Raw genomic sequence first — 13,164 nt, 5'->3', positions numbered from 1 at the left:
TCACTCTGCTGAAGCCTACGCAAGCAGGCAAATTCGCAAAACTCTGTGAGTAGCCATGCTTGCCGCAAGGTTGGCGTCGTCAGTGTCCGGACAGGTGCTGCTTCAGCATAAGCCGGATTTCGTCCAGCACGGCACCACGGCCTTCTAGATCCGGCTCGCCTTCGATCGCCACCGCAACCCGCAACAGATGCAGGATGACAATTGCCAAAGCCTGCGCGCGGGAACGCGGGACGGGCGGCTCGGCTTCGGTCAGCAGCCGAACGATCTGGCCGCGCAGCTTCTGGCGCGTCGCCTTCTTGCGTTTGGGATCGATGCTGCGCCGATCGGCAAGAGCGACGAAAGCCGGATGATCCGAAAGAAAATCAGAAAATTCAGCAAATAAGACATCGGCCAGCGCTTCGGCCGGCTTGCCTGCCAGGCGCGGAGCCAAGCCGTCGAGCATCGTCTCCAGCGCCTCGGCATTGCTGGCGTGAAGCGCCTCGGCGAGCAGTTCCTTGGTCGGAAAGAATTGATAAAGCGACCCGATCGACGCACCGGCCCGCGCCGCGATCTCCGTCATCGTCGCTGCGTCATAGCCTTTCTCGGCAAAGACTTCGGTGGCGGCCGCAAGCAGCGCCGCGACGCGAGCGCGGCCGCGCTCGCGTTGTGGGACGCGTGGCTCGGCATTAGCACTTGACTTTTGTGAGGCCATCCTCATATATCTCAAATATGAGCCTACCCTCATATAGGGCCGGGCCAATGCCGAGGAAATACGGATTCGCGGCAACGCGCGTCCGCCTCACAGCTTTTTTGGAACCTGAAAGCAGAACTTCATGCTCGACCTCGACCCGAAGAAGACCGCGCTCATTCTCATCGACCTGCAGAGAGGCATTCTGGCGCGCCCGCTGTCGCCCTACTCGGCCGACGACGTCGTGGCCACGGCCGCCGCGCTCGGCAAGGCCGCCGTCGCTGCCGGTAGCCTCGTCGTGCTGGTAAATGTCCATTTCGGCGCAGACATGAGCGTGGCGCCGCGCGGGAAGACCGACCTGCCGCTCGCCGTACCGTCGGGCGGCTTGCCCGCCGACTGGGCCGAGATCGTGCCGGAAGTCGCGAGCCTGCCACATCTGCCGATCACCAAGCGGACATGGAGCGCTTTCTTTAACACCGAACTCGACCTTCAACTGCGTCGACGCGGCATCGACACGATCGTCATTGGCGGTGTCGCCACCAATTTCGGCGTCGAGCAGACTGCCCGAGATGCCTGGCACCTGAACTACAACGTCGTCGTCGCCGAAGATGCGTCAACCAGCATCGTCGAAGGCTTGCATGCCGTTGCGATCGAGAAAATTCTGCCTCGCGTTGCACGGGTACGAAAGAGCAACGAGATCATCGGTTCATTGACGGCATAGCGACCGCGCAAAGAAAAGCGGCCGCCGGCGGTCAACCGGCGGCCGCATGTATCTTGCAACAAGATCGTATCAGAACAGCCCGACGATCTTGCCATCCTTGACGTCGATGACGTCGGCCGACGGGGTCTTCGGCAGGCCCGGCATGGTCATGATCTCACCGCAGACCGCGACGACGAACTCGGCGCCGGCCGAGAGGCGGACCTCGCGCACCGGGATATTGAAACCGGTCGGCGCGCCCTTGGCGTCCGGGTTGGTCGAGAATGAATACTGGGTCTTGGCGATGCAGACCGGCAGCTTGCCGAAGCCCATCTCTTCCCACTGCTTGAGCTGATCCTTGACCGATTTGTCGGCCGTCGCATCATCGGCGCGGTAGATCTCCTTGGCGATGGTGCGGATCTTCTCGAACAGCGGCATCTCGTCCGGATAGAGGAACTTGAGGTTAGCCTTGCCCTCGTCGATGGTCTTGACCACGGCCTTGGCGACATCGGCCGCGCCCTCGCCGCCCATGGCCCAGTGATCGGCCATCAGCGCCTCGACGCCAAGCGCCTTGCACTTGTCCTTGACCAGCTTGATTTCGGCTTCGCTATCCGCCGAGAAGCGGTTGATCGAGACCACCGCTGGCAGACCGAACTTCTTGAGGTTCTCGATGTGCCGCTGCAGGTTGGACATGCCGGCCTCGAGGGCCTTGAGGTCCTCCTTCTTGAGGTCTTCCTTCTTGACACCGCCATGCATCTTGAGCGCGCGGATGGTGGCGACGATAACCACGCAATCCGGCTTGAGCCCGGCTTTGCGGCACTTGATGTCGATGAATTTCTCGGCGCCGAGATCGGCGCCGAAGCCGGCTTCGGTCACCACATAGTCGGCAAGCTTGAGCGCGGTCGCGGTCGCGGACACCGAGTTGCAGCCATGCGCGATATTGGCGAAGGGACCGCCGTGGATGAAGGCCGGCGTGCCTTCCAGCGTCTGCACCAAGTTCGGCGCGATGGCATCCTTAAGCAGCGCCGCCATGGCGCCGTGGGCGTTGAGCTCCCGGGCGCGGATCGCTTTGCGGTCACGGGTATAGCCCACGATGATATTGCCGAGGCGCTCCTTGAGGTCTTCGAGATCGCGCGCCAGGCAGAAGATCGCCATCACTTCGGAAGCAACCGTGATGTCGAAGCCGGCCTCGCGCGGATAGCCGTTGGCGACGCCGCCGAGCGAGCAGACGATCTCGCGCAGCGCGCGGTCGTTCATGTCCATGACGCGGCGCCAGGTGACGCGGCGGCTGTCAATGCCGAGGGCGTTGCCCCAGTAGATATGGTTGTCGATCAGCGCCGAGAGCAAATTGTGCGCCGAGGTGATGGCGTGGAAGTCGCCGGTGAAGTGGAGGTTGATGTCCTCCATCGGGATCACCTGCGCGTAGCCGCCGCCGGCGGCGCCACCCTTCACGCCGAAGGACGGTCCGAGCGACGGCTCACGCAGGCAGAGCATCGCCTTCTTGCCGATGTAATTGAGCGCGTCGGTGAGGCCGACCGTTGTGGTCGTCTTGCCTTCGCCCGCCGGGGTCGGCGAAATCGCCGTCACCAGGATCAGCTTGCCGTTCGGCTTGCCGGCCAGCGACTTGACGTAATCCATCGACACCTTGGCCTTGTAATGGCCATAGGGTTCGAGGTTTTCCGCGGCGATGCCGAGCTTTTCCTTGGCGACGTCGAGGATCCGCCGCTTGGTGGCGGCCTGGGAAATTTCGATATCCGATTTCGGGTTCTGGTGCTGCGAGGCGGGCATGGTGCGTTTCCGTTGGTGACTTTGTGAACCGGCTATTCTTTCCGTGTCATGCCCGCGAAGGCGGGCATCCAGCCCTTTGAAGTGCTGGGTCCCCGCTTTCGCGGGGACGACGTCTTCAACTAAATCTTGTCTTCAGCGCGAGATTGACCGACTTTGCCCACTCGCCCGCGCTCACCTTCTTGCCGCCCTCGGCCTGAACGCGGGTGACGTTGAAGCGGCCATCGGCGCAGACGACGGTGATGCTGTTGTCATCCATGGCGACGATCTCGCCGAGCTTGCCGCCGATGCCCTTGGGATCGCGCGCCGGCAGCGGCTTGGCGTCGAACACCTTGACGGTGGCGCCATTGAGCGTGGTCCAGGCACCCGGCGCAGGATTGCAGCCGCGGATCAGGCGGTCGATCTGCTCCCAGGGCTTGCCCCAATCAATCTTGGCGTTCTCGGCGCGGCACAGGCCTTCATAGGTGGCCTTGGATTCGTCCTGCTTGATCTTCGGCGCCTTGCCGGCCTTTACGAGATCGACGCCTTCGAGCATGGCGTCGACGCCCATCGGGAACAGGCGATCGAAATAGACGGTGCCGAGCGTGTCGGTGTCGGAGATCGGCGTCTTCTTCTGGATGAGGATATCGCCGGTATCGAGGCCGTTGTCCGGCCAGAAGATCGACAGACCGGTTTCCTTCTCGCCCTTGATGATCGGCCAGTTGATCGCGGATGCACCGCGATAGGCCGGCAGCAGAGAGGGATGATACTGGATCGAGCCGTAAGTCGGAATGTTGAGGAACTCCTCCGGCACGAAGAGCGTGACGAAAGCCATGACCTGGAGGTCGGGCTTCATCGCCTTGAACTCTTCCCACACCTTCGGGTCCTTGTAGGACGACGGCTGATGCACCGGCAGCCCGGCGGCGAGCGCGGCTTCCTTCAGCGGATCGGCCTTGGCGCCTTCCTTCTCAGGAGCGACATAGACGGCGATGACCTCGTCGCCGCGCTTGAGCAGCGCTTCCAGCACCGCCTTGCCGAAGGCCTGCTGGCCGTGAACCACGATACGCATTCAATAGCCTCCCAAACACTCCGCCGTCATGCCCCGCGAAAGCGGGGCATCCAGCGCTTAACCCGCAAGAGCTGGATCGTCCGCTTTCGCGGACGATGACAGCATCCTTCGTTAAGCCGCCTTTTCCTTCTTCTCCGGCGCGCTGAGAGCGCCGGAGTTCTTGATCTCCGCGATCTCGGCCGCCTTGAAGCCGAGCACGTCGGACAGGATTTCGTCGGTGTGTTCGCCGAGCAGCGGCGAGCGCTTCACCTCCGAGATCGAATCCGACATCTTGATCGGATTGCCGACGCTCAGATACTTACCGCGCACCGGATGATCGACCTCAACGACGGTGCCGGTATCGCGCAGCGACTTCTCCTCGGCGATCTCCTTCATCGACAGGATCGGACCGACCGGGATATCGACCGCGTTGCAGGCGTTCATGACCTCGAACTTGGTCATGGTCATGGTCCATGCCTCGATACGCGCGAAGATCTGGTTGAGCTTCGGCAGCCGGGCCTTCGGCGTAGAGAACTCCGGATCGGTCTTCCAGGTCGGCTCGCCGATGATGTCGCAGATTTCGCCCCACACCGGCGCCTGGGTGATGAAGTAGATGTAGGCGTTCGGATCGGTCTCCCAGCCTTTGCACTTGAGAATACGGCCGGGCTGACCGCCACCGGAGTCGTTGCCGGCGCGCGGCACGGCATCGCCGAACGGAACGCCTTCGCCGTATTGCGAGTATTCGGTCAGCGGGCCGTGGGCGAGGCGTTGCTGATCGCGCAGCTTGACGCGTGACAGATTGAGCACGCCGTCCTGCATGGCGCACAGCACCTTCTGGCCGCGGCCGGTGCGGTTGCGCTGATACAGCGCCGTGACGATGCCAAGTGCGAGATGCAGACCTGTCCCTGAGTCGCCGATCTGCGCGCCGGTCACAAGCGGCGGACCATCGCGGAAGCCGGTGGTCGAAGCCGAGCCGCCGGCGCATTGCGCGACGTTCTCGTAGACCTTGCAATCTTCATATGGGCCGGGGCCGAAGCCCTTGACCGAGGCGACGATCATGCGCGGGTTGAGCTTGTGGATGTAGTCCCAGGTCAGGCCCATGCGATCGAGCGCGCCGGGCGCGAAGTTCTCGACCAGCACGTCGCAGCTCTTGATGAGCGCGTTGAGCACGCGCATGCCCTGCGGATGCTTGGAGTCGATCGTGATCGAGCGCTTGTTGTGATTGAGCATGGTGAAGTAGAGCGAATCCGCGCCTTTCACATCGACGAGCTGGCCGCGCGTGATATCGCCGACGCCGGGGCGTTCGACCTTGATGACGTCTGCGCCGAACCAGGCGAGTAGCTGCGTGCAGGTCGGACCGGACTGCACATGCGTAAAGTCGAGGATGCGCACGCCGTCCAGGGCCTTGCCCGCCTGGCCGAAGGGCTTTGACGACGGCTTCGGATAAGCGCCGTTGCCGTTGGCCTTCTTCGGCGCGGTCTTCTTCGCGGCCGGCTTCTTGGCGGCGAGTTTGACCACCTTGCGGGCGGGCTTTTTCGCAGCCGTTTTTGCTTTAGCTTTCTTCTGTTTCTTCTTCGCCATCTGCTTGCTCCACTCTCGGCTGTCATGCCCGCGAAAGCGGGCATCCAGCTCTTATGCTCCAAGGGCTGGGTCCCCGCTTTCGCGGGGACGACACATTCACTTCTTCTTCAACTGGCTCTGCGGGTTTAGATTGCCGATACGGCCGGACTCGCTGCCGGCGGCCGGATCGAGCACGGCGTTGATCAAGGTCGGCTTGCCCGAATCCATCGCCGCGTTGACCGCCCGCTTCAGCTCATCCGGCGAGGTCGCGTTGACGCCGACACCACCGAAGGCTTCCATCATCTTGTCGTAGCGCGCGCCCTTGACGAACACCGTGGTCGCCGGATCATCGCTCGCCTTGTTGACGTCGGTGCCGCGATAGATGCCGTCATTGTTGAAGACGACGATGCAGACCGGCAGGTTGTAGCGGCAGATAGTCTCGATCTCCATGCCGGAGAAGCCGAACGCCGAGTCGCCCTCGACGCACAGCACGCGCTGGCCGGTCTCAACCGCGGCGGCGACGGCATAGCCCATGCCGATGCCCATGATGCCCCAGGTGCCGACGTCGATGCGCTTGCGCGGCTTGTAGATATCGATGATGCCGCGCGCGAGATCGAGCGTGTTGGCGCCTTCGTTGACCAGGATGGCGTCCGGGCGCTCCTTGACGATGGTGCGTAGCACGCCAAGCGCGCCGTGATAATCCATCGGCACGTTGTTGTTCATCAGCCGCGGCGCCATCTTGGCGATGTTGTCGTCGCGCTTCGAGGTTACCGTCTTGATCCAGTCGGCGGCGGGCGCGGGCCACTTGTCGCCCATGCCCTTGAGCAGCGCGTCGACGCAGGAGCCGATATCGCCGACCACCGGCGCCACGATCTCGACGTTTGAGTCCATTTCCTTGGGTTCGATGTCGATCTGGATGAACTTTTTCGGCGCATCGCCCCAGGCCTTGCCCTTGCCGTGCGACAGGAGCCAATTGAGGCGGGCACCGATCAGCATGACGACATCGGAATCCTTCAGCACGGTCGAGCGCGCCGCGCCGGCGCATTGCGGATGGGTGTCGGGCAAGAGGCCCTTGGCCATCGACATTGGCAGGAACGGCACGCCAGACTTTTCGACCAGCGCCTTCACGGCGTCATCGGCCTGAGCATAGGCCGCGCCCTTGCCGAGGATGATCAGCGGCTTCTTGGCGCTCTTGAGTACATCGAGCGCGCGCTTGATGGAGTCGGGGGCCGGGAGCTGCGCCGGCGCCGGATCGATCACCTTGACCAGCGACTTCCGGCCGGCCTCGGCATCCATCACCTGGCCGAACAGCTTGGCCGGCAGGTCGAGATAAACGCCGCCCGGGCGGCCGGACACCGCGGCGCGGATCGCGCGGGCGAGACCGATGCCGATGTCCTGGGCGTGCAGCACACGGAACGCGGCCTTGCACAGCGGCTTGGCGATGGCGAGCTGATCCATTTCCTCATAGTCGCCCTGCTGCAGATCGACGATCTCGCGCTCGGACGAGCCGGAAATCAGGATCATCGGGAAGCAGTTGGTGGTCGCGTGGGCGAGCGCCGTCAGGCCGTTGAGGAAGCCCGGCGCCGACACCGTGACGCAGATGCCCGGCTGCTTGGTCAGGAAGCCCGCGATCGAGGCCGCATAGCCGGCGGCCTGCTCATGACGGAACGACAGGACGCGCAGCCCCTCCGCCTGCGACATGCGCAGGAAGTCGGTGATCGGAATGCCCGGCACGGCGTAGAGCGTCTTGACTCCGTTGAGCTTGAGCGCGTCGATGATGAGGTTGAAGCCATCGGTCAACTCACGTTCGTCGCCAGCGTCCTGCTTCACCGCTGCTTCCGCCATTTTACTCGCTCCCTCTTCTTTCATGCTGCGGCCGCCGCTCGCGCCGGGCGCCACGCGGGCCGCTCAAGTTCGATGTCAGTCCAGATAATCGGCGAACTTCGCCACATGCTCGGCCAGGCCGAGCGCATGGTCGCGCACCAACTCTTCGGCGCGCTTGGTGTTGCGCGCTTCCAGTGCCTCGATAATCGCCATGTGATCCTTGATCGACCGGTCGGCGCGATCCTTCTCGCCGATGGTGGTGCGGCGGATCATCCGCATATGCGTGAACAGGTTGGCCGCCAGATCGATCAGCACGTGATTTTTGCTGAGCCGGATGATGGTCTGGTGGAATTCGATGTTGGCGTCGGAATATTCGTCGAGGTGGGCGCGCAGCTTGCCGTCGATGAAGGCCGCGAACATCTCGCGCAGGCCGGCAATCTCGTCGTCGGTCGCCGCCTGGGTAATAAGCCGCGCCGCCATGCTCTCGAGTGCCGCCCAGGCCGTGATCATCTCGATCACTTCCTGCTTGGTCTTGCGCACGACATAGATCCCGCGGCGCGGCACCGAGCGCACGAACCCTTCGCTTTCGAGCTGGGCCATCGCCTCACGCACCGGCGTGCGGGAAATGCCGAAGTCCTGCGCCAGCCGGCGCTCGTCGAGGCGGATCTCGTCGCGGCTGTGGTAGATGTCCATCGCAACGATGGCGTTCTTCAGCGCGGTATAGGCCTTGTGCTTGAAGCTCGGCGACTCCTCGATCGGCGCCAGCACCGGACGCTCGATACCGGCAGGGGTGCGCGCGGCGTTGCCGGCGCGTCCGCGCGGGGAAACATTCCGGGTACTGACGCCTTTGGTGCTCATGTCCGACCGGTGGTCAATCTGGTATACAATATGCCAGAGGCGCGGGAGAGCCGCAACTGTGTTCCCTCCCGCTCCGCTTTATTCCGCTGCTCGCGGCTCGGGAGCCGATCCGCGCAACCGCGACCACGCACCCTGGATGATCGGCCAGAACAGTGCGATCAGGCCCAGCGTCATGATCGTGCCGACCAGGGCGTTGGAGAAGAAGACGCCAAGCCCGCCCTGCGAGCCGAGCAGAGATTGCCGGAAGGACTCTTCGGCCTTGTCGCCCAGCACGATCGCTAGCACCATCGGCGCCAGCGGATAGCCGGTCTTCTTCATCAGATAGCCGACCACGCCGAACACCAGCATCATCACGACGTCGAACGTGTTGTTATGGACCGTGTAAGCGCCGATGGCGCACAACACGAGGATGATCGGCGCGATCACGCTGAACGGGATGCGCAGGATCGCGGCAAACAGCGGCACGCAGGTCAGCACCACCAGCAGGCCGACGATGTTGCCCATATACATTGACGCGATCAGGCCCCAGACGAAGTCTGGCTGTTCGGTGAACAGCAGCGGACCGGGCTGCAGACCCCAGATCAGCAAGCCGCCGAGCAACACCGCCGCCGTCGGAGATCCGGGCACGCCGAGGGCCAACATCGGCAGCAGAGCGGCCGTACCGGCGGCATGCGCGGCGGTTTCCGGCGCCACGACGCCTTCGATCTGACCGGTGCCGAACTTGTTGCCCCGCTTGGAGATGCGCTTGGCAATGCCGTAGCTCATGAACGATGCCGGCGTCGCGCCCGCGGGCGAGATGCCCATCCAGCAGCCGATGAGGCAGGAACGCAGCGACAGCATCCAGTACTTCGGCAGTTCCTTCCACGTATCGAACACCACGCGCAGGTTGATCTTGGCCGCCTTGCCGCGGAAGCTCAGCCCCTCTTCCATCGTCAACAGAATTTCGCCGATACCGAAGAGACCAATGACCGCGATCAGGAAGTCGAAGCCGCTGAGCAGCGTTTCGAAGCCGAAGGTCAGACGGAGTTGGCCGGTCATCTGATCGAGACCGACCGCGCCCAAAGCGAAGCCCATCATCATCGCCGCGATCGTCTTGAACGGCGGCTCCTTGCTGAGGCCGACGAAACTGCAGAAGGCCAGGAAGTAGACCGAGAAGATCTCGGCGGGACCGAAGCGCAAGGCGAAGCTGGCCACGAGCGGTGCGACCAGCGTGATCATGATGACGGCAAACAGGGCACCGACGAAGGACGACGTAAAGGCCGCGGTGAGCGCCTCGCCCGCCCGGCCCTGCTGAGCCATCGGATAGCCGTCGAATGTCGTTGCGACCGACCAAGGTTCGCCAGGTATGTTGAACAGGATGGAGGTGATGGCACCGCCGAACAGCGCGCCCCAGTAGATACAGGACAGCATGATGATCGCCGATGTCGGCGACATCGAGAATGTCAGCGGCAAGAGGATCGCCACGCCGTTGGCGCCGCCGAGGCCCGGCAGCACGCCGACGATGACGCCAAGGACGATGCCGAGCACCATCAGAAGAATGTTGTGCGGCTGCAACACGACCCCGAAGCCGTGCATCAGATTGCCGATATCTTCGATCATTGCCTATTCCCTCAACGCGCCGCCGGCCACAAGACCGCCCCTGAGCCAGGGCCGATCATCCAAGGCGCGGCTCTCCCATCGTTTCTTTTCGATCAGGCTTCTTGTCGATCGGCATGCCGGCCCCCGCCGCCGGACACGCCTAGAATCCCAACATGCGCTCGAGCGGCCCCTTCGGCAGCGGCACCAGGAACCAGCGCTCGAACATGACGAAGGCCATGACCGGAACGAGCACGCCGACCGCGGCCGCCATGGTCCACCGATACTTGCCGAACCACCGCATGAACGCGGCGATCAGCAGGGCGGATGCCACGTAGATGCCGATATACGGCAGGACGGCTACGTAAATCGCCGTCGGGATAACGACCGACACGACCTTACCGAGCTGATCCCATGAGGCGAAGACGCCATGGTCTTTATCGCCGATGAACAGGTTAGCGAAATTGACGACCGAGGCGATGATGATGATGAGGCCGATATAGAACGGGAAGAATCCGGCCATCGGCCCTTCATCGCCCCAGCCGATACCGACTCTCAGGCTACCGAGAACCGTTATAAGGCCAAGAACTCCGGCAGCGACGGCAACACCCGCCTCGACGCTCCGGTGGGACGGACCAGCCCCACCGGATTCATGTGCAGCTTCGCTCATTGCTTTCCTCGCGCGTACTGTTCTGTGCGTCCGACCGACGTTAATTGGTCTTCGCGAGGAAGCCGGCTTCCTTCATCAAGGCTTCATGCTGCTTTTCGGCGTTGGCGACCCACTTCGCATACTCGTCGCCGGTCATGAAGCTCTGGTTGAAGGCGCCATCGCTCATGAGTTTCTTCCACTCAGGAGTTTCACGCACCTTCTTCATGAGGTTGACGTAATAGTCGACGGCTTCCTTGCTGACGCCCGGAGGCATGAAGTAACCGCGCAGCATCACGTATTCGACATCGAGGCCAGCCGACTTGCAGGTCGGGATCGAGTCCCAGGCCAGATCGCCGGCAATCTTGTCGTGATAGTCGAGCTTCTTGCTGTCGAAGACGCACAGCGGCTTGAGCTTGCCGGCGCGCCAGTGCGCCACTGCCTCGATCGGGTTGTTGACCGACGAATCGATATGGCCGCCAACGAGCTGGACGGCCACGGCACCACCGCCCTTCTGCGGGATGTAGATCATCTTCTTGCCGGTCGCCTTCTGAAGCGCGACAGTGATGATCTGGTCTTCCTGCTTGGAGCCGGTGCCGCCCATCTTGAAGGTGTTGTCCGGCGCTGCCTTGATCGCGTCGACATAGTCCTTCGCCGTCTTGTAGGGCTTCTCGGCATTGACCCAGAGGATGAACTCGTCGAGCGCCATCATCGCGACCGGCGTAAGATCTTTCCAGGAGAACGGGATGCCTGTCGCCATCGGCGTCGTGAACAGGTTCGACAAGGTGATGATCAGCTTGTGATCGTTGCCTTGGGAGTTCTTGACGTCGAGGAAGCCTTCCCCGCCCGCGCCACCGGACTTGTTGATCACCACCACCGGCTGCGTCGTCAGATTGTGCTTGCTGATGATGCCCTGCATCGTGCGCGCCATTTGGTCGGCGCCACCGCCGGTGCCGGCCGGCACGATGATTTCGATGGGATGGCTGGGCTCCCATGCCTTTGCCGGCAGGGTCGACAGCGCGAATACGCCGCTCGCAAAAGCAGCGGTACCGATCGTCAGAATCGTCTTGGCAACGGACATCGCATCCTCCCTGTTAGGATCGTTCATTAGAGCCGACGTTTACCGCCGTCCCTGCGCTTGAACGCCGATTATTTCTTTTGGCGCGTATTATACATTATACCAATATAATCGCGGGCGGTCCGCAAGCGGAAAAGTACCAATTCTTATCGTGCAAGCGCAGCAAACGTCGCTGCAACGCACCCATTCTAATTAAAAAAGCCGATCAGAAAGTCCTCGGTCACTACTCGCAATTCCATTGATATGTTTCTCAGCGCTTATCATTTCAGCCGAACGTGCAGTTCGGAGAGAAATTTCTCGATTTAAAATTTTGACTCGGGAAAAAACGCGCGTTTTCGGAGACTGCGTCGCACGCAGCGCACAACGCTGCTCGGAGGCCTACGATTGTTTCTGGACGGACGAACATCGCATCGCAGAAGCGCGCAGAACGGGATGCGCAGGCCGGCCCGGCCTAGATCCGACCAAAGCCTGCAGTTCTAGCGCCAGTCAGCGACTCGCTGGAGTTCCGCGGCGTTGAGTATGGTGAGCGTGCGGCCGCCGATCTCGACCATGCCGGCACGCTGCAATTCGCCGAGAATCTTACTGACATGAACCGGCGTCAAACCGGTCGCGTCGGCAATATGACGCTGGCGCAGCGGGAAGTCGAAGGTCTGCGTTCGTACCGTCGAGCGCTTGGCGACCTTTTCCGAGAGCCTGAGAATAAGGCGGGCGATGCGTTCGTCGGCGCGGCGGCGGCCCAGATCGAGAGCGAGTTGATCGGCGCGCGTCTTCGCCTCGTTCCAGAGCTTGAACAGCCGTTCGAGCAGATCCGCACGTCCAAACAGAAAATCCTTGAGTTCGTCGCGCTTGAACTTCCGGTACGTCACCTCGGTGATCGCTTCGACGGCGTGGCCGGACAGCGGGGCAATCAGGCTCCCGATCGAAACGATGTCGCCTGGCAACAGGAAAGAGATGATCTGCCGCCGCCCGTCCGGCAGCGCAATCGACGACATGGCCCAACCACTGCAGATGATCGGCACGTATTCCGACCACTCCTTAGGATGCAGGATCAGCCGGCGTGCCGGAATGGTGTGGAGCGAACTTGCGACCGGCATCGCCTGCAGTTCGGCGTCGGCATCCTTGCCAAGGCCGGCGCAGAGAAGGTTGTGAACCGGGCAGAGGGAGCAAGCCCTGTCGCATGACACGGCGCACATCGTTGCCGCCATCTTCGAATCGTCGGGGGACTGCGGCGAGGCCGAGCCAATCATCGCTTCGGCCAACTGGGTACCGAAGACTCCGGTGCCGCCGAACGAAGAGGTCTCAACCACTGACTTGGGGGAATTTCGGGTCGCGAAGTTTGCCACGGGATGCAGGTCCGGTTGTCGATAACGGAAATCGTTCACGCGAACGCGTTACAACCGCGGGTAGATTTGCTTAGTTATCGCAATTTCTACGTTCCGCATCCTGA

The 13,164-nt window shown here is 62.4% G+C and carries 11 protein-coding genes; 1 reads left to right on the top strand and 10 read right to left on the bottom strand.

All coding sequences use genetic code 11. The annotated features are described in order from the left end of the window. Positions 1-79 precede the first annotated feature (79 nt). Positions 80-559: a TetR/AcrR family transcriptional regulator gene (locus E8Q40_RS05090; RefSeq protein ID WP_246663005.1), complete on the bottom strand. Its 480-nt coding sequence runs from the start codon at positions 557-559 to the stop codon at positions 80-82. 253 nt (positions 560-812) lie between these two features. On the opposite strand from E8Q40_RS05090, the gene E8Q40_RS05085 reads away from it, so the two are divergent. Then, on the top strand, positions 813-1,388 hold the full coding sequence (locus tag E8Q40_RS05085) for an isochorismatase family protein (protein ID WP_137043355.1): 576 nt from the start codon (positions 813-815) through the stop codon (positions 1,386-1,388). A gap of 69 nt (positions 1,389-1,457) precedes the next feature. On the opposite strand, the gene E8Q40_RS05080 is transcribed toward E8Q40_RS05085, so the two are convergent. From E8Q40_RS05080 to E8Q40_RS05040, 9 genes are all read right to left on the bottom strand, one after another. Continuing rightward, complete coding sequence (locus E8Q40_RS05080; RefSeq protein ID WP_137043354.1) at positions 1,458-3,152, bottom strand: formate--tetrahydrofolate ligase; 1,695 nt, start codon at positions 3,150-3,152, stop codon at positions 1,458-1,460. A gap of 115 nt (positions 3,153-3,267) precedes the next feature. Further along, the gene (locus E8Q40_RS05075; RefSeq protein ID WP_137043353.1) at positions 3,268-4,197 is read right to left on the bottom strand and encodes a methionyl-tRNA formyltransferase; all 930 of its coding nucleotides are present in this window, start codon (positions 4,195-4,197) and stop codon (positions 3,268-3,270) included. Positions 4,198-4,308: 111 nt separating this feature from the next. Then, complete coding sequence (gene frc / locus E8Q40_RS05070) at positions 4,309-5,757, bottom strand: formyl-CoA transferase (RefSeq protein WP_137043352.1); 1,449 nt, start codon at positions 5,755-5,757, stop codon at positions 4,309-4,311. Positions 5,758-5,853: 96 nt separating this feature from the next. Next, a complete protein-coding gene (gene oxc, locus E8Q40_RS05065; protein ID WP_137043351.1) occupies positions 5,854-7,581 on the bottom strand; it encodes an oxalyl-CoA decarboxylase in 1,728 nt (575 codons plus the stop codon). Positions 7,582-7,656: 75 nt separating this feature from the next. After that, positions 7,657-8,340 carry a GntR family transcriptional regulator gene (locus E8Q40_RS05060; RefSeq protein ID WP_370455249.1) on the bottom strand — a complete coding sequence of 228 codons (684 nt, stop codon included), beginning with the start codon at positions 8,338-8,340 and terminating at the stop codon, positions 7,657-7,659. Between the two features lie 156 nt (positions 8,341-8,496). Beyond that, positions 8,497-10,017: a tripartite tricarboxylate transporter permease gene (locus tag E8Q40_RS05055; protein WP_137043349.1), complete on the bottom strand. Its 1,521-nt coding sequence runs from the start codon at positions 10,015-10,017 to the stop codon at positions 8,497-8,499. Between the two features lie 139 nt (positions 10,018-10,156). After that, positions 10,157-10,663 (bottom strand): tripartite tricarboxylate transporter TctB family protein, encoded by a 507-nt coding sequence (locus E8Q40_RS05050; RefSeq protein WP_137043348.1) that lies wholly within the window; start codon positions 10,661-10,663, stop codon positions 10,157-10,159. A gap of 40 nt (positions 10,664-10,703) precedes the next feature. After that, positions 10,704-11,720, bottom strand: a complete 1,017-nt coding sequence (locus E8Q40_RS05045; RefSeq protein ID WP_137043347.1) for a tripartite tricarboxylate transporter substrate binding protein — start codon at positions 11,718-11,720, stop codon at positions 10,704-10,706. A gap of 473 nt (positions 11,721-12,193) precedes the next feature. Further along, complete coding sequence (locus tag E8Q40_RS05040) at positions 12,194-13,099, bottom strand: Crp/Fnr family transcriptional regulator (RefSeq protein WP_137043346.1); 906 nt, start codon at positions 13,097-13,099, stop codon at positions 12,194-12,196. Positions 13,100-13,164 lie beyond the last annotated feature (65 nt).

The sequence above is a fragment of the Pseudolabrys sp. FHR47 genome (assembly GCF_005153485.1).
Classification (GTDB): domain Bacteria; phylum Pseudomonadota; class Alphaproteobacteria; order Rhizobiales; family Xanthobacteraceae; genus Pseudolabrys.
This window is presented reverse-complemented; position numbering and strand designations above follow the sequence as displayed.

Coding starts and splice junctions, on each gene's coding strand:
- E8Q40_RS05050 (WP_137043348.1), bottom strand. CDS start 10,663: ATGAGCGAAGCTGCACATGAATCCGGTGGGGCTGGTCCGTCCCACCGG.
- frc (WP_137043352.1), bottom strand. CDS start 5,757: ATGGCGAAGAAGAAACAGAAGAAAGCTAAAGCAAAAACGGCTGCGAAA.
- E8Q40_RS05055 (WP_137043349.1), bottom strand. CDS start 10,017: ATGATCGAAGATATCGGCAATCTGATGCACGGCTTCGGGGTCGTGTTG.
- E8Q40_RS05085 (WP_137043355.1), top strand. CDS start 813: ATGCTCGACCTCGACCCGAAGAAGACCGCGCTCATTCTCATCGACCTG.
- E8Q40_RS05080 (WP_137043354.1), bottom strand. CDS start 3,152: ATGCCCGCCTCGCAGCACCAGAACCCGAAATCGGATATCGAAATTTCC.
- E8Q40_RS05090 (WP_246663005.1), bottom strand. CDS start 559: ATGACGGAGATCGCGGCGCGGGCCGGTGCGTCGATCGGGTCGCTTTAT.
- oxc (WP_137043351.1), bottom strand. CDS start 7,581: ATGGCGGAAGCAGCGGTGAAGCAGGACGCTGGCGACGAACGTGAGTTG.
- E8Q40_RS05075 (WP_137043353.1), bottom strand. CDS start 4,197: ATGCGTATCGTGGTTCACGGCCAGCAGGCCTTCGGCAAGGCGGTGCTG.
- E8Q40_RS05045 (WP_137043347.1), bottom strand. CDS start 11,720: ATGTCCGTTGCCAAGACGATTCTGACGATCGGTACCGCTGCTTTTGCG.